At 36.9% G+C, this 19,545-nt stretch carries 18 protein-coding genes; 9 read left to right on the top strand and 9 right to left on the bottom strand.

The window, feature by feature from the left end; all coding sequences use genetic code 11:
• Nucleotides 1-8 precede the first annotated feature (8 nt).
• Nucleotides 9-368: an SH3 domain-containing protein gene (locus H6G57_RS27560; protein WP_190524858.1), complete on the top strand. Its 360-nt coding sequence runs from the start codon at nucleotides 9-11 to the stop codon at nucleotides 366-368.
• A gap of 51 nt (nucleotides 369-419) precedes the next feature.
• Here H6G57_RS27560 and H6G57_RS27555 read toward each other — a convergent pair whose 3' ends face one another.
• Together H6G57_RS27555 and H6G57_RS27550 are read right to left on the bottom strand one after the other, a co-directional pair.
• Nucleotides 420-1,121, bottom strand: a complete 702-nt coding sequence (locus H6G57_RS27555) for a hypothetical protein (RefSeq protein ID WP_190524856.1) — start codon at nucleotides 1,119-1,121, stop codon at nucleotides 420-422.
• The gene (locus H6G57_RS27550) at nucleotides 1,121-1,801 is read right to left on the bottom strand and encodes an actin-binding WH2 domain-containing protein (RefSeq protein ID WP_190524854.1); all 681 of its coding nucleotides are present in this window, start codon (nucleotides 1,799-1,801) and stop codon (nucleotides 1,121-1,123) included. The genes H6G57_RS27555 and H6G57_RS27550 overlap by 1 nt, the downstream gene beginning before the upstream one ends.
• Before the next feature lie 688 nt (nucleotides 1,802-2,489).
• On the opposite strand from H6G57_RS27550, the gene H6G57_RS27545 reads away from it, so the two are divergent.
• Nucleotides 2,490-2,846, top strand: a complete 357-nt coding sequence (locus H6G57_RS27545) for a Mo-dependent nitrogenase C-terminal domain-containing protein (RefSeq protein WP_228041857.1) — start codon at nucleotides 2,490-2,492, stop codon at nucleotides 2,844-2,846.
• Between the two features lie 90 nt (nucleotides 2,847-2,936).
• On the opposite strand, the gene H6G57_RS27540 is transcribed toward H6G57_RS27545, so the two are convergent.
• The 5 genes from H6G57_RS27540 to H6G57_RS27520 form a co-directional block, all read right to left on the bottom strand.
• Entirely contained in the window at nucleotides 2,937-3,290 is a 354-nt protein-coding gene (locus H6G57_RS27540) for a Dethiobiotin synthetase (protein WP_190524851.1), read from the bottom strand.
• A 76-nt stretch (nucleotides 3,291-3,366) separates the two neighbouring features.
• Nucleotides 3,367-4,953, bottom strand: a complete 1,587-nt coding sequence (locus tag H6G57_RS27535; protein WP_190524849.1) for an SDR family NAD(P)-dependent oxidoreductase — start codon at nucleotides 4,951-4,953, stop codon at nucleotides 3,367-3,369.
• A 126-nt stretch (nucleotides 4,954-5,079) separates the two neighbouring features.
• Nucleotides 5,080-6,699, bottom strand: a complete 1,620-nt coding sequence (guaA, locus tag H6G57_RS27530; protein WP_190524847.1) for a glutamine-hydrolyzing GMP synthase — start codon at nucleotides 6,697-6,699, stop codon at nucleotides 5,080-5,082.
• Between the two features lie 179 nt (nucleotides 6,700-6,878).
• Entirely contained in the window at nucleotides 6,879-8,057 is a 1,179-nt protein-coding gene (gene cbiD / locus H6G57_RS27525; protein WP_190524845.1) for a cobalt-precorrin-5B (C(1))-methyltransferase CbiD, read from the bottom strand.
• A 51-nt stretch (nucleotides 8,058-8,108) separates the two neighbouring features.
• Entirely contained in the window at nucleotides 8,109-8,429 is a 321-nt protein-coding gene (locus H6G57_RS27520; RefSeq protein ID WP_375539553.1) for a TMEM14 family protein, read from the bottom strand.
• 217 nt (nucleotides 8,430-8,646) lie between these two features.
• Here H6G57_RS27520 and H6G57_RS27515 point away from each other — a divergent pair, with 217 nt between their 5' ends.
• From H6G57_RS27515 to H6G57_RS27495, 5 genes are all read left to right on the top strand, one after another.
• A complete protein-coding gene (locus tag H6G57_RS27515) occupies nucleotides 8,647-9,966 on the top strand; it encodes an ATP-binding protein (protein WP_190524843.1) in 1,320 nt (439 codons plus the stop codon).
• Nucleotides 9,967-10,048: 82 nt separating this feature from the next.
• Complete coding sequence (locus H6G57_RS27510) at nucleotides 10,049-10,462, top strand: tellurite resistance TerB family protein (RefSeq protein WP_072719495.1); 414 nt, start codon at nucleotides 10,049-10,051, stop codon at nucleotides 10,460-10,462.
• A gap of 108 nt (nucleotides 10,463-10,570) precedes the next feature.
• Nucleotides 10,571-11,626 carry a hemopexin repeat-containing protein gene (locus tag H6G57_RS29690; RefSeq protein WP_190524841.1) on the top strand — a complete coding sequence of 352 codons (1,056 nt, stop codon included), beginning with the start codon at nucleotides 10,571-10,573 and terminating at the stop codon, nucleotides 11,624-11,626.
• 23 nt (nucleotides 11,627-11,649) lie between these two features.
• Entirely contained in the window at nucleotides 11,650-12,597 is a 948-nt protein-coding gene (locus H6G57_RS27500) for a putative 2-dehydropantoate 2-reductase (protein ID WP_190524839.1), read from the top strand.
• 60 nt (nucleotides 12,598-12,657) lie between these two features.
• The gene (locus tag H6G57_RS27495) at nucleotides 12,658-13,485 is read left to right on the top strand and encodes a DUF1206 domain-containing protein (protein WP_190524837.1); all 828 of its coding nucleotides are present in this window, start codon (nucleotides 12,658-12,660) and stop codon (nucleotides 13,483-13,485) included.
• Between the two features lie 172 nt (nucleotides 13,486-13,657).
• On the opposite strand, the gene H6G57_RS27490 is transcribed toward H6G57_RS27495, so the two are convergent.
• Nucleotides 13,658-14,038, bottom strand: a complete 381-nt coding sequence (locus H6G57_RS27490; RefSeq protein WP_242049109.1) for a phage holin family protein — start codon at nucleotides 14,036-14,038, stop codon at nucleotides 13,658-13,660.
• A 210-nt stretch (nucleotides 14,039-14,248) separates the two neighbouring features.
• On the opposite strand from H6G57_RS27490, the gene H6G57_RS27485 reads away from it, so the two are divergent.
• A complete protein-coding gene (locus H6G57_RS27485) occupies nucleotides 14,249-14,446 on the top strand; it encodes a YqaE/Pmp3 family membrane protein (protein WP_072719500.1) in 198 nt (65 codons plus the stop codon).
• Between the two features lie 147 nt (nucleotides 14,447-14,593).
• Here the strand turns inward: H6G57_RS27485 and H6G57_RS27480 are convergent, their stop codons facing one another.
• Nucleotides 14,594-16,306 (bottom strand): ATP-binding protein, encoded by a 1,713-nt coding sequence (locus H6G57_RS27480; protein WP_190524833.1) that lies wholly within the window; start codon nucleotides 16,304-16,306, stop codon nucleotides 14,594-14,596.
• 1,030 nt (nucleotides 16,307-17,336) lie between these two features.
• Here H6G57_RS27480 and H6G57_RS27475 point away from each other — a divergent pair.
• On the top strand, nucleotides 17,337-19,545 hold a 2,209-nt coding region (locus H6G57_RS27475; protein WP_190524831.1), incomplete at its 3' end, for a DUF4347 domain-containing protein.

Below are 19,545 nucleotides of genomic sequence, written 5' to 3'. Positions count from 1 at the left end.
AAAACCCCATGAATAAAAAATCTGCAACTACCCTTTTTAAAGTCGCTGTTGTTGGGTTAATTCCAATTACGTTAACCCAAGCTACACCTGCTAATACAGCGATTCAATCTCGTTCAACGATTTCTGAGACTTCTGATTCATTACAATTGGTACAAACTCCCATTGGATATTGTACCGTTGCTGACCCCACAGGTACACCCTTAAACGTTCGACAAAAACCCAATGGAAAAGTGATAGGAAACCTTAAAAATGGAACGATTGTGGCGTTAGGAGTAACGGATGGAAGTGAAGGAGAAAAATGGACAAAAATTGTTAAACCATTAGAAGGTTATGTGTGGTCAGATTATTTAACAGATTGTAAATATTAATCAGAAATTTGTAGGTTAGGTGAAGTTTCTCAACTCAGCCTACAAATGAGTTTATTTTAAGTTCCTCACTTCTTGATGTACACTCATCCCAATTTCTAAGGTTTCATTTAATAACCGTCCATATTCACTTGCTTGATTCGTGACATCCAACGCCATCAACGCTGATAAATTATTTTCTAAATTGGCAAATAATTCATAACGACGACCAATAAAATCTTGATGTTCTCGCAAAATTCGTTCGGTTTTTAACGCACTCACTAAACTATCATGTGTAATTTGTAAAGCTTTAATTACCTCTTTTCGATTGATAATATCTCCCCTTAAATTACCAACAGCGACCAATTGATCTAAAATCTCAACCGCTTTAATCACATCATTATATTTATTCACTTCTTCTAATAAACTCGTTAACTGGGTTAAGGGTTTTGTCTTCGTGATCATGTATAAATTCCAACTCACGGTTAATAGAACAGACAGGGTTAATGTAATACCAAAAACCTGAGTGAATAAATGGATATCTTGGGAAGAATAGGTTGTTTTTCGAGAGATGATTAATGCTAGGGGGAGAGAAAAAACTAAAGTTAAGCCAACAATTAAAATTTGGTTTAGAATGATAGAAATAATTTGCTTGTGATCTCGCCAATTTTTAAGCCGATATAGATTGCAAATTAATACATCTCCGGGGGAAATTCCCGACAATTCTTCTAACTCAGGTTCGGGAATTTTTAAATCCTCTAAATCATGCTGATTCATTAATTTAATCCTAACAAAGAACCAATAGAATTCAATAAACTGACATAAAAATTACTTTCTCGATCTCTCAAGAGTTGAAATGGCATTCCAGGGGAACCAAAAAAAGGCCGTAATGTCCAACCCAGTTGAGTTCCAACAAACGCATATAAACCCAACCAAAATCGTAAAATATTCAGCCGGAGGTCTTTTCCTTCAGGATCTTCTAAAAATAAATATTGCATTCCTTGATAGAAAAATTGTATCCCTAATCCTCCTGTAATTGTCATAATCAGCACATTTAATAATAGAAAAAAATCATAATCTTTTGTACTTAATAAAAAGAATAAGGAGACGGGTGCAAACCCAAACATGAGAACACTAATCATCGCCATGGCGGTCATTAATAGCGTTAAATATTGTTCAAAGGTACGTTTTGACCCAAACATGACATTAAAAAAGTATAACGTTGGGAAACAAATGACTAACGTTAATAAATAGAGTGCAGGTAACTTAATCGCTGAAACTAACGCCTGTAAGGGACTACTTGATGAACCAATAATTGCCCCATAAATTCCAAAAAATACGGTGCTAGAAATTAATAACCCGATCAGTTTTGGTTTAAGCTTCACTCCTTTTTTGATATCATCTAAAAATTGTTGTCGTTCTCGTAATAAATTCATGACAACTGTAAAGTAATTCATTTTTTTTCTCCGGGTTTAAACAAGATAAATTATGCCAGTTATTAATTAACTGACTGGGAAGGTTATTTGCAACAATTAATGATAAAAATTGATAATAACCTTAGCTTGAGATCGTCGTCAGCCTATTATATTCGATCTAAAATTGAACTGCCAAGAGTAGAAAAAATATTTTTATTTTCAGGAATGGTTTAATTGAAATCTGTAGTTCACCGTTTAACTTAAATTCTCTCTAAAATTCAGTTATATTACTAACTCCTGAAGTGGAAATTTTCTACCCTTCAAGTTAATTGAATCTTTTCAAAAATCAATAGGATTTAATCAGATTTGGGTTTCCGGTCAGTCTAGCCCTGTAAAATAGCGCATATTATAACAGATTTGTCAACCCATGAACGATAAGTATTATTTATATTTTTTATAGGTAAAATCTATACTTTAAATAAAACTTATGGGAAAACTCTGAAAATTTAGGGCATGATTATGGGAAGAAGGACAAACACAGTTCACCAACGCTCAACTCTGGCCAGAAATTCTGTTGCTTCTGTTTTGAATCCTTTATTTTCTGAGGTTCTGTACGGGTTAGCGAACCTTGTACGGAAACTTAAACCAACAATTCGTAGACTCTCTATAGAGAGTTGTCTACACTTCGGTTTTACTCCGAATGAGAACGATGAATTTTACTGATTGTACCATGTCTTATCTAACTCTTGTTAGTCGCGGAACAACTCCCGTTGAATCTGCCCCCATTTCTCAATCTGGCTCCTTTGACCCCTTCCCCTCCAAACCTCGATTTGCTCCTCTGCGCCCCATTCGTCACTGGCTCGAAAGCATTAAAATCCAAGACTCGAAATTCGCTCATCGCTTGTGTCAACTCATCCCCGCTCAATGTCCGTTTGAACGAGATATTAAAGTATTTGGTCGTGTTCTGTTCCACATTCCGCCTTTGTGTAAACTCAATCCTTTCTATGAGGAATTAGTTTCTCTCCGGTTTCAGGCGTTATGTTATTTGGCGGATGAATGTGGAGAAGATATTTCAGTCTATTGTTGACTGCTAACTGTTGACTGTTGACTGAAAAATCCGTTAAATTCCTCAGAATTGATGATCACGGTTGACAGTTAACAGCCAACACCTTTTTTCCTATTTTTCCACCAACCAGTAACCGGAAAAAATACTTTTAACCCCTAGAGCAATGCGGTGTAAATCTTCTTGTAATAAAGGAGGCCATTCAACACCTCGGTTACGACCGGATGCAAATTGTTGATGACTTTGCATTGCTAATTCATGTAACGCCAACACGAAATTTTTTTCAAAGGTTGACGTTTCTTTTAGCGTATCATAGGCAATTTTTAACGCTAATAAAATGGCTGTCACCTGACCGGGGATGGGGGGTTGACCCTGTTTTAAACGCATTAAAAACGCATCGGGGTTTTTTTGCGTCTCTAAGGCCATTCCTTGATCGATTAAAAAGCTATAAGCGGTTTTATAATCCATTGCAATTGATTTGTTGAGTCTTCTACACTAGAATTTTAGTTGGATTCAACTCCTGATCGCAAATCTCCATAAAATGTCACAAAAATACAATGGGAGATTGGAGGTGAGAACTATAACTTTTACACATTTTAACACTAGATTCGGCAAAACGGAGGGTTAAGGAGAGGCGAACTTGACCACTGATATTACAAATCGAACGATGAATTAAATCATCAGTAAAAAAGATAAATTCTCCGGGTTTTAAACAAACAGGTAATGCCAATTGTTCGACATCTTTATTGACTTCAAAGAAAGGATTTCCGCTAAAGGGATCATTCATTTTAACTGAACATAATGAGTTATATTGTTTAGGTAAATATTGAAATCCATTGCCCGCATTTACTTCCGTTAAAGCAATATAAACATGGAGGGTTTTTCCCGTTTGTGTTAATAACTGAGGATATCGGTCTTGATGCCAAAGGGGAATTAATTGTTGTGCGGGATAATTTACCCATAATTCAGAACGCCACAGAAACAGAGATTCGCCTAAATATTCCCGAACTTTTTCGAGTAAATGGGGATTTTTGCAAAGTTCAAAAATAATAGGAGAATCCAAATGGCGTTCCATGTGAAATTCTCGTTTTAATCCTTGAATGAGTAATAATATTAATGAGCCAAAATTTCCGGTTTTAATAAATTGACAGCTATTAAACAATATTGGAATAGGAGAACGGGGTAAAACGGTTTTAAAAATCTGTTTCTGAATGTCTTTGAGTTCAGTTTCGGTTAAATTTAAAGAATAAGGCCCCCAGATGCTATCTTCAGGGTTATATTGAATGGGAGTTTGTAGAATTGGATTCGATAATCCTGTCCAAAATAAACTTTTTTCCCAAATTTGACTAGCTAAATTATCATTTGTGCTAATATCCGTTAAGGGCATCGGTTGAAGATTTCGATTTAAGAATTGACATTGAACTGAATGATATTTAGGATTACTTAAAAATTTAATAATATTTTTACTAATCTTTTCAGGAGAATTACCAATCTTTAAAAAACGGCTTAACTGATGCCAAATGGTAATATTAGATTGGACAAAACCCGGATGAAATGTATTGACTCTGATGGAGGTTTCATGCAATTGATGTTGTAGAAGATACCGCATCAAGAGTAATAAACACATTTTAGAATCTGCATATAATTTGAGGAAGTTCAAGGGTGTTTTTTTCACCCATCGTTTCCAATCCAGATTTTTTGACCATAAAGCTAAATCAGAACCAATAAATAATATTTGGCTGGATTCTGAGGATTTGAGTTTATCTAATAATAAATAGGTTAATAAAAAATGTCCTAAATAATTGGTTCCCCAAATTAATTCAAATCCTTCTTTTGTGGTTCCTGATTGATTAAAAATACCTGCATTATTAATTAATAAATTTAACGGAAGCTGGCGTTTTTCAAAGATATCAACACAGCAACGAATTGAATCTAATGAAGCTAAATCTAACGGTAAAAATTCAACTTTTCCCTGATTTGTGCGGTTTTCAATATAATCAATGGCTTGATTTGCTTTGCGTTCTGAACGACAAGCAATCAAGACATGATATCCTTGTTTAGTGAGTTCTAATGCGGTGCTTAAACCAATTCCAGAACTCCCTCCGGTGATTAGACAAACTGGTGGTTTCATATTAACTCTGGTTAAAATTCACTCTGGTTAAAAAAAAGCCCTTGTAGAGACGCGCCATGGCGCGTCTCTACGGTTATTGAAGGCGCGTCTCTACAATTGTTGATGGGGAATTTGACTTAAAAAATTCTATTCCCATTCGATGGTTCCAGGCGGCTTAGACGTAATATCATAAACCACCCGGTTCACGCCGCGAACTTCATTGACAATCCGATTAGAAATCTGTTCTAATAAATCATAGGGAACCCGTGACCAATCGGCCGTCATCCCATCTTCACTACTAACAAATCGTAGAACAATCGGATAAGCATAGGTGCGATGATCTCCCATCACCCCAACGCTTCGCACCGGAAGCAAGACTGCAAAAGCTTGCCAATAATCGTGATAAACCCCTTGTTTATTGATTTCTTCCCGCACAATTAAATCCGCATCTCGGAGAATATTTAACTTTTCAGCCGTGACTTCTCCTAATATCCGAATCGCTAAACCAGGGCCAGGAAAGGGATGACGTCGGACAATTTCTTCGGGTAAACCAATAGAACGCCCCACTTTTCTAACTTCATCTTTAAACAGTTTTCGCAGGGGTTCTACTAATTTAAACCGTAAATCTTTAGGTAATCCTCCGACATTGTGATGGCTTTTAATTTTAACCGCAACCCGTTCTCCGGTTTTGGGATCAACATTAGTATCAGCCGATTCAATCACATCAGGATATAATGTTCCTTGAGCTAAATAATCAAAGGGCCCTAAACGAGTCGATTCTTCCTCAAAAACTCGAATAAATTCTCGACCAATGCGTTTACGTTTTTCTTCGGGGTCAGTAACACCTTCAAGTTGTTTTAAGAAGCGTTCACGGGCGTTCACATATTGAACCGGAATGTGAAATTGTTCATGAAATAATTTGACTAATCGTTCAGGTTCTAATTTCCGCATAAACCCTTGGTCGATAAACATACAGGTTAAATTATCGCCAATGGCACGGTGGAGTAAAAAGGCTAAAGTTGAAGAATCAACGCCGCCAGAAAGTGCTAATAATACCCGTTTATCTCCGACTCGCGCGCGAATTTCTCGAATGGATTCTTCAACAAAAGCTTCCATTGTCCAAGTCGGTTGACAGCGACAAATATGATAAACAAAATTGCGAATTAAGGCTTGACCCCCAATGGAATGAACCACTTCAGGATGGAATTGGACGCCATATAAATGTCTTTCATGGTCAGCAATGGCGGCGCAGGGGGTATTATCAGTATGGGCTAAAACTTCAAATCCAGGGGGTAATTGTGTGCAGGAGTCAGCGTGACTCATCCACATCGTTGCACCCTGTTCAACATTGGTGAGTAAATCCGTTGGGTCATCAATCTGTAAAGACGCTTTCCCATATTCGGCGCGTTTTGCCCGTTCTACGCCACCACCTAGCTGTTTTACCATTAACTGCATTCCATAACAAACCCCTAAAACGGGAATCCCCAACTCCCAGAGTTTGGGATCACATTGGGGTGTTCCTTCATCATAGACAGAATTGGGGCCACCTGAGAGGATAATGCCTTTTGGGTTTAGGGCTGTGAGTTGTTCGGCGGTGGTGCGGTAGGAGATGACTTCAGAATAAACCTCGGTTTCCCGAATGCGGCGGGCAATTAATTCGGAATATTGGGAACCGAAGTCAAGAATGACAATCATTTGTCGGTTCAATTTTTCGCCTGAAGTATTAGTATCTTGGGGTTGAGTTGGAGTTTGAGTCTGGGGAGACATATTGAGTGTAATGTAAGGGATAGAAATTCAAAGGTTAACAATTATAAAATCCCGACCTCCTCTGGTCTTACTGAGAAGCATAATCGAGGAGGTTTTCAAGGACGAATCACATCATTATAGATTTAGAGATCCTGAATTAGCGGTTAGGCATCAGGATGGACAAATCTTGACAACAGCCTTCAAGAGTGATTCTGATTAGAATAGCAAATTTGTTCTAAAATTGTATCAGCGATTTCACTTCTGATGATAATTTTACGCTTACGGTCGAACATTAGGGAACCTACCTTGACATTTTTTTCGCAGTGGGTGTAAATATAAGCTTGGGATCGGTGATCAATCGCGGTTGCGATCGCTCCATAAACTTGATTGACGTAATTTTCCCCCTGTATTACCTCTAATTCTCGCAGATATTGTAAGGCATCCTCCGCCGTTGTACTGTTAAAAATTTGTTGAAGATTTGCGGTAGGGAGTCCAGCATTGGCACAATAGGCGGTTAATATTTCTAATCGGCCATCGGCTAGATGATGATGGGTGTGGAAAATTCCCCCTGCTAATTTGATTAATTTGCCATGATAACCTAATAATAAAATGGATTGAATTCCAGCTAAGGCGGCGGACACTAACATTGATCCTAACCAATTGGCTGTTTTTACGATTTGTTGAGGGGGAATTCCGATTTTCTGAGCAAAATCTAATCCATTTTCACCAATACAAAAAACTAAACAATCAAATTCTGTCGCTTTTTCTTGTAATTGCGCTTGATAGTGTTCTAATTGTTCAGGAACAGTTAAGGCTTGAGAAATTCCGGTTGTTCCCAATAACGATAAGCCTTCAACAATTCCAAAAGCAGCATTAGAAGTGCGGGTTGCCAGTTGTTTCCCTTCGGGTAAAATAAAGGTGATTAAAATTTTTTCGTTGGGTTTTAGTAATTTCTCAAGATTGGCTAATAATAAAAGTTTTGCATACCGATAGATGGCGGTTTGTCCGGTTTTTTCATGATAGCCAATTCCTTCTCCGCCTTGAATAAAAATAGCATCCGAAAGTTGATCTCCTCTAGCTTGAAAAGACAAAGGTAGGGGTAAATGATTCACCCATTCTACCCTTGCCCAAATGGGCGTATTTCGGGTTAAATCTAAATTATCTCCGGGATCAGAACGAGTAATTGCTAAAGCAGAATTTTCGGTTAAAAGCGCAATTTGTTCAATGGGGATATTAACGGTTTCCGCCGGATCGACTAAATCAATGGAAACTTGCTGAATGAACTGATTTTTTTGTTGTAAATATTGCAATGCAGCTACAGCCGCAGCACAAGCAAAAACAGGCAGTGTATATCCAGAAAAAGGTTGATTTATAATCATAATTATAGCTTGATTCCCTATTCCCTATTCCCTATTCCCTATTCCCTAATTTCAAAGAATTTGCATTTGATATCCCATCAAAGCCAAGGCAACAAATCCAGCAATAATCATTAATCCAGAAGGCATGAATTTACGGGTTTTGAATAAACGGGAAATAAAAGTAATGATCAGAAAAACCGACAGAACAATGGAGAAAATTAATCCCCAGGTTAACCCTTGAATCTGAAGAATTCCACCTAAAACCAGTAATAAACCAGTGGTACAACCTGCAAACAGAGAAATTTTACTTTTAGCTTTAGTATAACCAACAATGCCACCGATAATCGCTAATAAGCCGTAAGCGATCGCAGCAATTACCCCTAAACTCATCATAACTCCTGTTCATCCAATCATTACAAAGTTCTTTTATACAACGTTAGGGGCTAACTGGATTAACATTTGTTCTAATTGTATCAAAAGTTAAACTTTAACGTTGTAAAAATTTATATAGAGCTTGTTAATTATAGAAACCCAGCTTCTGGGAAAAAAAGAGTTTCTGAATCAGCCCAATTTTGGTAAAATGTAAGATAAAAATTGTCAACTTGTTCCTATGTCTTCTCTGAATAGTCAAATTATCTCTCAGGTACGCTTTTTGCAACGTCAGGCTGCATCTTTATTATTATATCAAGAAGTTTTAAATGATGAAATTGGGCAGGGGTTTTTAAGCCTTTTAGAAGCCTTTCATCACGGTGAATCTAGTATTTTAAATTGTTTAAAAGCCTATGGAATTTGGTTTCAAGTTCAAGCTAAACATCGACAAACTTGGCAAGACTATTTAATTACCCAAATTTTACGCGCTGATAATCCCTTTAGTCAACAAGCGCAGCAAATCTCCTTTAATCAATTATCCCCGTCCTTAATTGAAGCAACAAAACAAGATTTAAAAACATTACAAACCCTCTATCAATGTAATAGTGAAAAATTGAGTCAGTGGTTAAGAAGTATTGCCCAATTATCCGAAAATCCGACAATTTGGCAACCCCAACCCGAACAGTTAGATAGAATTGAAGAATTACCCCTAAAAAATCAGTTTTCAACCTTAGAAAATTGGTCAGATGTCGTAGAAAGTTTAGCTAATCATTATCATAAATTTGGGACGGGTTTATTTGCCAGTGCCTCTGCATTTCGTTGGCAACAGAAACAATTTATTAAAATTTTAAATCCCGATCCTGTCCATTTAAACCAGTTAGTCGGTTATGAAACTCAACGGGATATGCTGTTAAAAAATACAGAAATTTTATTAGCCGGATATCCCGCCTTAAATGTTTTATTATATGGAAGTCGAGGTGCGGGTAAATCTTCTTTGATCAAGGCATTATTACATCAGTATAGGGATCAAAATTTAAAATTAATTGAAGTTGCAAAATCAGATTTAAAAGATTTATCTCTTGTGGTTGAACAGTTGCAAGGTGTACCCCAAAAATTTATTATTTTTGTCGATGATTTATCCTTTGAAGAAGATGACGATGCCTTTAAAGCCTTGAAAGTTGTATTAGAAGGAAATTTAACAGCCCGTCCTCAAAATGTTGTGGTTTATGCAACCTCTAACCGTCGTCATTTAGTCCGAGAATATTTTGAAGATCGACCATCTCCCAAAGATCAGGATGAAGTTCATGTTTGGGATACGGTACAGGAAAAATTATCCTTTAGCGATCGCTTTGGTTTAACCTTAACCTTTGAACCTGCGGATCAAAATACTTATTTGAATATTGTCAAACATTTAGCTGATCAAGGAGGAATTGAGATCAGTCCTGAAGAGTTGCAGTTTCGAGCCTTACAATGGGCCACTCGTCATAATGGTCGATCTGGAAGGACGGCACGACAATTTATTGACTTTTTAACGGCTGAATTAGCAATTTTCAGAAAATAAATTGGAAAAAATCAGCAGATAGTGTCATCATAAGCGTGGGAAAAATCTGCTTCAATTCCAAATTAGTCAGGAGGTTTTAACAATGCCAAGTCCCATTGAACTGAATTCTGCGGAAGCTTTTGCTGCAATCTCATTAATTGCAGTAGCAGCCGATGGTTATATTACCGGAAGTGAGTCCCAAGCGATAACAACAACGTTTTCACGAATGCAGCTTTTCAGTGATTATTCCGGGGAGAAAATGCGAGCCATGATTGATCAACTCCTGAATCAATTACAAGAACAAGGATCGGATGTATTATTAAAAGCAGCCGTGGAAAAATTGCCTAAAGAATTGAGAGAAACGGCTTTTGCTGTTGTTACAGATATTACCTTAGCCGATGGAGAAATTACAGAAGAAGAAGATGCCTTGCTCGATAATCTCTTTAATGTCTTAGAGATTTCTGAAAGCATGGCAAATAACATTATTGATGTTATGTTGATCAAAAATAAAGGATGATACAATTAGAGAAAAAGAAATAGAATTGAGTAGGTGGGCATTGCCCACCTCATGGTATTTTTACAAAATTTAACTTTTAAAAATTTAGGTTTGAAATGAGGGGATAAAATGACTTATATCTACAGTCGAATCGTTCGTTTTCAAGATACGGATGCTGCGGGTGTGGTTTATTTTACAAATATTTTGGCGATGTGTCATGAAGCTTATGAAGCCTCTCTAACAACGGCTGAAATTGATCTTAAAAAATTTTTTATTAATCCTGATTCTGCCATTCCTGTTGTTCATGCCACAGTTGATTTCCGCTTTCCTTTATATTGTGGAGATCAGATTTGGATTGAGTCAACCCCTGAATTGATTAATGAAACTTCTTTCAGAATTAAGTATAGAATTGTATTGAAATCTTCTGATCAATTAATTGCTCAAGGATCAACGAAACATATCTGTATTGATCCGAAAAATCGTCAACGCAAACCTTTACCAGCAGAAATTCTTAATTGGTTAGATTTGGGAAAAGCTCGGTTTTTAATGGCGGATTTAGATACAGTTGTAATTTGGCGAGATGGAAATGCTTATTTTTTCAAAGGCAATCAGTATATTAATTATAATTTAGCTCACCACTGTATTGAATCAGGATACCCTAAAAAAATTCAACAGGGAATCGGAGCTAGTTTTCCAGAGTCCTTTCATCACGGAATTGATGCTGGTTTACTTTGGAATAACGGCAAAGCCTTTTTCTTTAAAGAAAATGAATATATTCGCTTTGATTTATATCAAAATCGGGTAGAACCGGGTTATCCTCAAAAATTAAATAGTGGGAATTGGTTAGGATGGCCTAGTCATTTTTATCAGGGAATTGATGCGGCTGTTTTATGGAATAATGGAAAAGCTTATTTTTTTAAAGGGGATGAATATATACAATATGATATTTATAAAGAAATGACAGATCGAGGTTATCCCAAAAAGATTAAAGACGGATTAGGAAAAGAATGGCCTTTGAAATTTACGGAAGGGATTGATGCAGCCGTAACGCTTCATGATCAAAAAGCCTTTTTATTTAAAGAAGAGCAATATATTGTTTATGATATTAATCAAGGCACAATAGAGCCAGGTCATCCTAAAAAAATCAATGAAACTTGGTCAATTTTTTATTGTAAACCTCGTTAAATTTAGGAGTATTTTTTAAGGTTATGGTAACTCGAAGCTATGCAATTATTGGTACAGGTGCAGTCGGAGGATTCTACGGTGCGAAACTGCAAAAAGCGGGTCTGGAAGTTCATTTTCTCCTAAATCGAGATTATGAATTTGTCCGTACACAAGGCTTAAAAATTGACTCTTTAGAGGGGAATTTTACCCTGCCCCAAGTTCAGGCCTATAATGATGTTCATCAAATGCCTCCCTGTGATGTTGTGATTATTACTTTAAAAACGACTCACAATTATTTATTACCTCAATTATTGCCACCCATTGTTAAACCCGATGGAGTTGTTTTACTCTTACAAAATGGACTCAATGTTGAACCTCAAATTGCTGAAATCGTTGGGGAAAAACGAGTAATGGGGGGACTTTGTTTTATTTGTTCTAATAAAGTCGGGCCTGGACATATTCAGCATATTGATTATAGTGCCGTTCATTTAGGAGAATATCAAGATCAATATCAACCCGGCGGAATTTCTGAGCGAATGCAGGAGATTGCAGTGGATTTCCAACGAGCTCAAATCCCGATTGAATTGAGTGAAGATTTAATGTTATCTCGATGGAAAAAATTAGTTTGGAATATTCCTTATAATGGTCTTTCAGTGGTGTTAGATGCCAGAACCGATGAAATCATGACAAACCCAGAAACTCGTCTTTTAGCAGCAGAATTAATGGGAGAAGTCGTTGCAATTGCTTCTAGTTATAATCGCCATCTTCCTAAAAATTATATTGAATTGATGCTCGATCATACGGATAAAATGAAGCCTTATTTAACCAGTATGAAGTTAGATTATGACGCTCATCGTCCTTTAGAACTGGAAGCTATTGTTGGAAATCCTTTACAAGCTGCTATTGCTCAGGGTGTTGATGTTCCTAAAATTACGATGCTCTATCAACAGTTAAAATTTTTAGATACCCGAAATCAAACTATCCTCCGATAGAGGTAGAAATTAGGAAGGGTTCGTTAAATTAGAAAGATCAAATCTAATTTGAAGGACGTTATGAGTTCTAATCGACCTTCCTATACTGTCACGGCAAATCGTTCAACTTGGATAGAACGTTTAGCCCGATTAGGGTATATAACCAAAGGCTTTGTTTATGGATTAATTGGAGTGTTAGCCCTAATGGCTGCCTTTGGTTTGGGCGGACAAACAACAGATACCACGGGAGCCTTACAGACAATTGCAACCCAACCTTTTGGACAATTTCTATTAGTATTAATCACGATTGGATTAATCGGATATGCCCTATGGCGATGGATTGAATGTATTCAAGATCCTGAACATAAAGGCAGCGATGCCAAAGGAATTTTCAGCCGTTTAGGTTATGCGATAAGCGGATTAATTTATGCGGGATTAGCCTTAACATCGGCTCGTTTAGTCATGGGTGCAGCCACCGGAGGCGGAAATTCCCAACAAGATTGGACAGCGTTTGTACTCGCTCAACCTTGGGGAAATGGGCTAGTTGCCACCCTAGGAGCATTCATTATTGGCTTAGGGTTTTATATGTTTTATAAAGCCTATAAAACTAAGTTTACTCAAGAGCTAGATTTAAGGAATTTAGAAGCCAAAAAGCAAAACTTATTAATTAATATTTGCCGATTAGGGATTTTTGCGAGAGGGATTGTTTTTGTTATTATTGGCTTTTTCTTGATTCAAGCCGCTCGTTTTACTAATCCCAATGAAGTCAAAGGGATTGATGGAGCTTTACAAACCTTAAGACAACAACCTTTTGGTAAATTCCTATTAACTTTAGTCGCTTTAGGTTTAGTTGCTTACGGAATTTATATGGCGGTAAAAGCCATTTATAAGCGCATTGAAGTGGATTGAACTGAATATCAGATATATAGCAAGTCTAAAGGAATTGTATAAAATGGTCAACTTGATTATTAATACTAAAAAATACTTGGATTTGCAGTTCGGGGCGAGGCACGCCTCGCCCCTACGATCAATTGGGATTAAAACAGTTGTACAATTGATTTAGACTTACTATAGATACCACTTATTTAGTTAAGGGTTCTTGAGCATTAAATTGTTGGGGATATTTCTCCACAAAATAACTATTCAAGAAAGTATTAACGGCTGATAAAATTACAGGGCCTAAAATAAAGCCCAAGAAACCATACACCTGAAATCCAGGGACTAATACAGAAGCCAACCAGAAACACAAACCATTAACAACAAAGGAAAAAGCACCCAAGCTTAAAAAATTCAGGGGAAGAGATAATGTTGAGATTACAGGCTTAACAAAAGCATTCACCCCACCAATTGCCGCCGCCGCAATTAAAGCCGCCGGAAATGTGGCTAGATTTACCCCAGGAACAACAAGATCAACAATTAATAAACTTAGAGCCGTTGCTACCAAAGTCAATAACGATGCCATCATAAATTTTCCTCAATTTTTTACAAATCTAACAAATTTTACTTTTAACCTTAGTTAAAAACAGTAATGATTGACCTCTATAGATAGATAGATTCGTTATCGTCAATCATTTTCATCTCCCAGACCTGAATCGTCCTTTAGAAAGATGTAAATCTAAGGGTTTAAATTAAAAATAAAAGCATAAGGTAGTTGCTATGGAAACCAATTCTGATGAGATTATTACAAGTTATCTTAGGAATTCTTTTGCCACCTCTTGGGGTTTATTTAACAGTTGGGTTTAGTTCAGCACTGTTATTTAATATTCTGCTTACCCTGTTAGGTTGGCTACCCGGTTCAATTCATGCGGTTTGGGTGATTGCCAAGCACGCCGAAAGACAAGGAGAAGTAGAAAGAACCTACAATACTTAATGGATTTTCTCGAATTTTATCTCGGTAATCTCTACATCGTAGGGGCGAGGTAACCTCGCCCCTACAGGGGGATTTATCTCCATTTTTTAGGATTAATCATCAGCCATGATGATGAGAGTACAATCCATTTAGACTTGCTATAGTTGTTTATCCTTTGACATGAACGGGTAGCCAAACACTAAAAATAGAACCTTTATTAATTTGACTTTCTACCGTAATCACTCCCCCCAAAATTTGGCATAAACGCTGACTAATAGCTAGTCCTAAACCCGTTCCCCCAAAACGTTTTGTTGTAGAAGCATCCGCTTGAATAAACGGTTTAAAAATCTGTTGTAATTGTTCTTCTGTCATCCCAATTCCGGTATCTCGAACGCGAAACACCAAATATTGAGGGGAGTTAGCAACCAATCCATACATTAACTCATCATCTTCTGAAATAGGAGGTTTTTCCTGAGTTCGTTCAATAATTAAATAAATTGTTCCTTTTTCAGTAAATTTAGAAGCATTGCTCAGTAAATTTAACAAAATTTGTCGAACTTTTGGCATATCCGCATACATCGTTCCAATGTTAGATTTAGCCTTAACTTTCAAAACATTATTATTTTTTTCGGCTAAGGGTTTAGCCGTTGTAATCACATCTTCTACCAATTTATCAACGGGGAAATTTTCTAAATAGAGGGTGACATGACCCGCTTCAATTTTAGAAATATCTAAAATATCACTAATCATATCCCGCAGATGTTTTCCGGCGGTTTGAATTCGTTCTAGGTCAGGTAAAAAGTCTGTATATCCCAAATCTTCAGATTCATCATGAAGCATTTCACTATAGCCAATAATCGCATTTAAAGGGGTTCGTAATTCATGACTCATATTGGCTAAAAAGACACTCTTAGAACGGTTGGCAGCTTCCGCCGCCATTTTGGCTTTTTGTAATTCTTCCGTATACTCAGCAACCCGTTGAATTAAATGATTTAAAGATAATGTTAATGCTCCCAATTCATCGGAACTGGTCACGGGAGCTTGTAAGGCAAAATCCGATTCTTCACTCACCTGCTCTGCGACTTTAATCATTGTCTCCAAAGGAAAGGCAATCATGCGACCAATACCAATGGCTAATATGATTGCTAATCCCCCAGATATTAATAAAGTAACGATAATAATTTTATTGCTTAAAATACCGATTTTATCATAAGCTTGAATTGCATTTTCGGCTCGTTTCCGAAATCTATTTTCAAGTTGAGTTGTTTCTGAATAAAGGGGATAAACTTGGGTAATTCCGGTACTTTGATTCAAATCAATCAAAGATTTTTGAACGGATTGCAAAATTTTAGGATTAAGGTTAGGTCTTTCTGTGATTTGAATGAGTTTTTCAAACGGGGATGAGTAGTTATTTAACCGTTCTTTATAGCGTTGAGTTAAGTCTTGTAATAGTAGATAATCTTGTTGAACCTCGTTATCTGTAGTTTCAGGAATATTTTGAAGTTGTTGAAGCTGATTATTCATCACAAAAAGAGTGGAACGCAAGGCAGAAACCCCTCGTTCAACTTTTTCTATATCCTGGCCATTGCTGAGGAATTGGACTAAATTATCTTGATTATGTTTTAACTGTAGAAGACTTTGGCTGAGTCCATCAAGAACCGTTGCTTTCTCCTGATCAATTTGCAATTGGGTTCGCAGAGGTTTTTGAGAAGCGGTTTCCATTAAAAATGCTGTGGTTACGCCAACCAAAACTACCCCAATCACTAATCCATAACCCCAGCCAATTTTTTGCCGAATGCTTAGACGATCAAACATAGGCAAGACAATGCCAGAGGAACGTTTACTTTTTGTTAAGTTATGTTGAGATGAAATTAGAGACATCCGTAAGGTCGCTCTTAGCCAAGAAGGTCTATATTATTTTATGCTAGTTGACATCCACCTTGCTGTTCTACGCCAGGGATTTCCTAAAACAAAATTAACTCAATTGCTTGAGGGATGTTGACGCTTCACGGGATGCCACTCCTTTTAAGATAACCTGATGTTTCGTTGTCGTCCATTTTCTCTAGCTGATTGCCCACCCGGAACGTTACGATTTACCCCAGTATTTTCCAGCGAGTACACCCAACAAACTGGGAGAGTGGGATTTTTGAGCAATATATCCGTATTAACTCGGATGATAGTTTTAAAACAGGGTCATAGAAATTAGAACCTCAATGGATTATTCTTAATATTTCTCCACTCATCTATCGCTTCTCTACAACAAGTTAATAGGTCTATAACCCTTGTGGGGAGGCATTTGGTTCCCAGATTTAATAAATTGGATTCAAAAAGGCTTTATACTACATTGATAGTATTTTGTCAACTATTAATAGGACAATTTTAAATCTGACATATACAGAGTGATTTTTTCAAATCTCCGCATTTATACTTAAGCATAGGTATAATTTGTGATACACAGTTTTAATTCAGGGTCAAAAGCATCATAATAGTGTATCAGTGCATCTCAAATACAAACTAGATCATCAGTTTTCCAGAAATCTAGCTTTTTGTATAAAAAAATTAATTTTTTCTATGAAAGAGCATTGTTTTAATTGTGTATATTTCTGCACAAATCTAGTTTTAAAAGCCTTGCTACTTGTTTGATGATTTTCAAAAGTAGTGATGAATATTTTTGGATTTGCTCCCCAATGCTTTTTAAAGCAAAAACCCATCTTTAAGAGGGATTGATCAGTATAATCTCTAATATTCTGATGAGCAAAAGTTTTTTTTGCGATAGAAATTGCCGTTAGAATAGATTATGATAAATCCCCCAAAAACTGATTGGGTTATCTAAGATACTACTAACTGTATCTGGTATAACCCCATTTATTAAACGTTCTCAGAGTGTATCTAAATCTAAGGAAATCAGGATATGTCATCTAATAATAATTTCATCCAAAATTCTCATCAAACTCTTGTTGTTATTGATTCTCAAGTTGAGAATTACGAAACATTACTACAAGGTATTGATCCCAACGCAGAGGTAGTAGTTCTTGACCCAAATCAAGACGGAATTCATCAAATTACTTCCCTTTTATCAAATTTTAAAAATATTGACTCTCTACAAATTATTGCTCATGGAAGTTCAGGAAGTATCCAATTAGGCAATACAATTTTAGATAATCAAACCTTAAATCAATATACTGCACAATTCCAGCAATGGCAAACCCAATTAACTGCCGATGCAGATATTTTATTATATGGATGTAATGTTGCTTCGGGAAGTTTAGGACAATCTTTCGTTACCAATTTATCCCAACTCACTGGGGCTGATATTGCCGCTTCTAATGACTTAACAGGTAGTGCCAGCTTAGGAGGAAATTGGGATTTAGAAGTTAATGTCGGTTCTATTAATACGTCTTTGAGTGTTACCCCTGAAGTAATAGATGCTTATAGCGGTATTCTAGCGCAGTTAGATTGGAGTCTTTCTGGAATTGATTGGCCAGCCGGTACTTTCGGCCCTATCATTTTCTCCAATATTGATGGTAGTGGCGTTGATATGACAATGCAGGTTACAGCCACTTCAGGTATAGCCTGGAATAACAGCACTCCTAAAGAAGATAACACAACTTTTAACGGTGGTTACTTAACAACTCCAAGCTATCTCTATTTTCAAATTGACCCGGTTTCTAAGAGTGATAATGTGAAATTAACTGTCAAATTAAACACACCGGTTAATTATTTAAACTTTGAAATGTATGACGTAGATTTTATTGATTCTAAAGTTTGGCAAGATGAAGTTGTGATTCAAGGTTTTTATGAAAGCACATCCGTTTCACCTCAAATTAGTAGTGCAGTTGCTTCACCCAGTTATACCATTTCTGGCAATACAGTAACAGGTACAGCTCCTTCAGACAACAAAGGTGGCAATGCAAAGAATGGTAATGTTATAGTTTTTTTTAACCAGCCCGTTGACAAATTTGAAATTACTTTTGGGGACGGCCCTCTTGCACCTAATAATCCTGCCTCTCATGGGATTGCTTTACTGAGTAATGTTAGATTTAATAATACAGTTAATATTAGTCCAGCGCTTATCACTAAGGCAGAAGGGAGTACAACGACAACTTATGAATATACTGTTACCTTAGACGACCCCAGTTTTGTCCCGGTCACTGTTAATTACAACACTAATGATGGTACAGCTACCGTTGGGAATGGCGACTATGTAGACAACGACGGGACTATAACTTTTCTACCAGGAGAAACGAGCAAAACAATTACTGTAATTGTTAATGGAGATTTAATTCCAGAAAGTAATGAGAACTTTACAGTTACACTTTCCGATCCTACTAATGCTGCGTTAGGGAGTAGTATTACTGCAACAGGAATTATTAAAAATGATGATGCTAACAACCCCCCAGTTGTAACTGATATTAATAAAACCGCCGTTGACGAAGAGCAGACCATCAACTTCACAGTCACCGACTTTACATCTAAATTTAGCGACGTTGATAACGATAACCTCACCGAAATCCAAATCACCTCCCTCCCCACAGGAGGGACACTCAAACTCAACGGTATTGATATTACCAAAGACCAAAAAATACCTGTCGCTCAACTAGATAAAATTACCTTTGTCCCTAACTTGAATTTTAATGGGGATAGTAGTTTTAAATGGAATGGTTCTGATGGGGATAAATATGCAGATAATCCCGCCACTGTTCACCTAAAAATTACCCCAGTCAACGACCCCCCCGTTGTAACGGATATTAGTAAAACCGCCGACGAAGACACAACCATCACCTTCACCGTCGCTGACTTTACGGATAAATATACTGACCCCGAAAATAATAGTCTCACCCAAATAAAAATCACCTCCCTCCCCACAGGAGGAACACTCAAACTCAATGGCGTTGATATTAAAGCAGAGGATGTTATTACTCTAGCTAACCTCGATAAAATTACCTTTGTCCCTACCCCTAACTCCAGTGGGGATAGTAGTTTTAAATGGAAGGGTTATGATGGGGAGAAATATGCTGTTAATGATGCTACAGTCAACCTGAAAATTACCCCAGTCAACGACCCTCCCGTTGTAACGGATATTAGTAAAACCGCCGACGAAGACACAACCATCACCTTCA

The sequence above is a fragment of the Planktothrix sp. FACHB-1365 genome (genome assembly GCF_014697575.1).
In the GTDB taxonomy this organism is placed as follows: domain Bacteria; phylum Cyanobacteriota; class Cyanobacteriia; order Cyanobacteriales; family Microcoleaceae; genus Planktothrix.
Note: the sequence above shows the minus strand (reverse complement) of the source record. Positions and strands in the feature narration are given on the sequence as shown.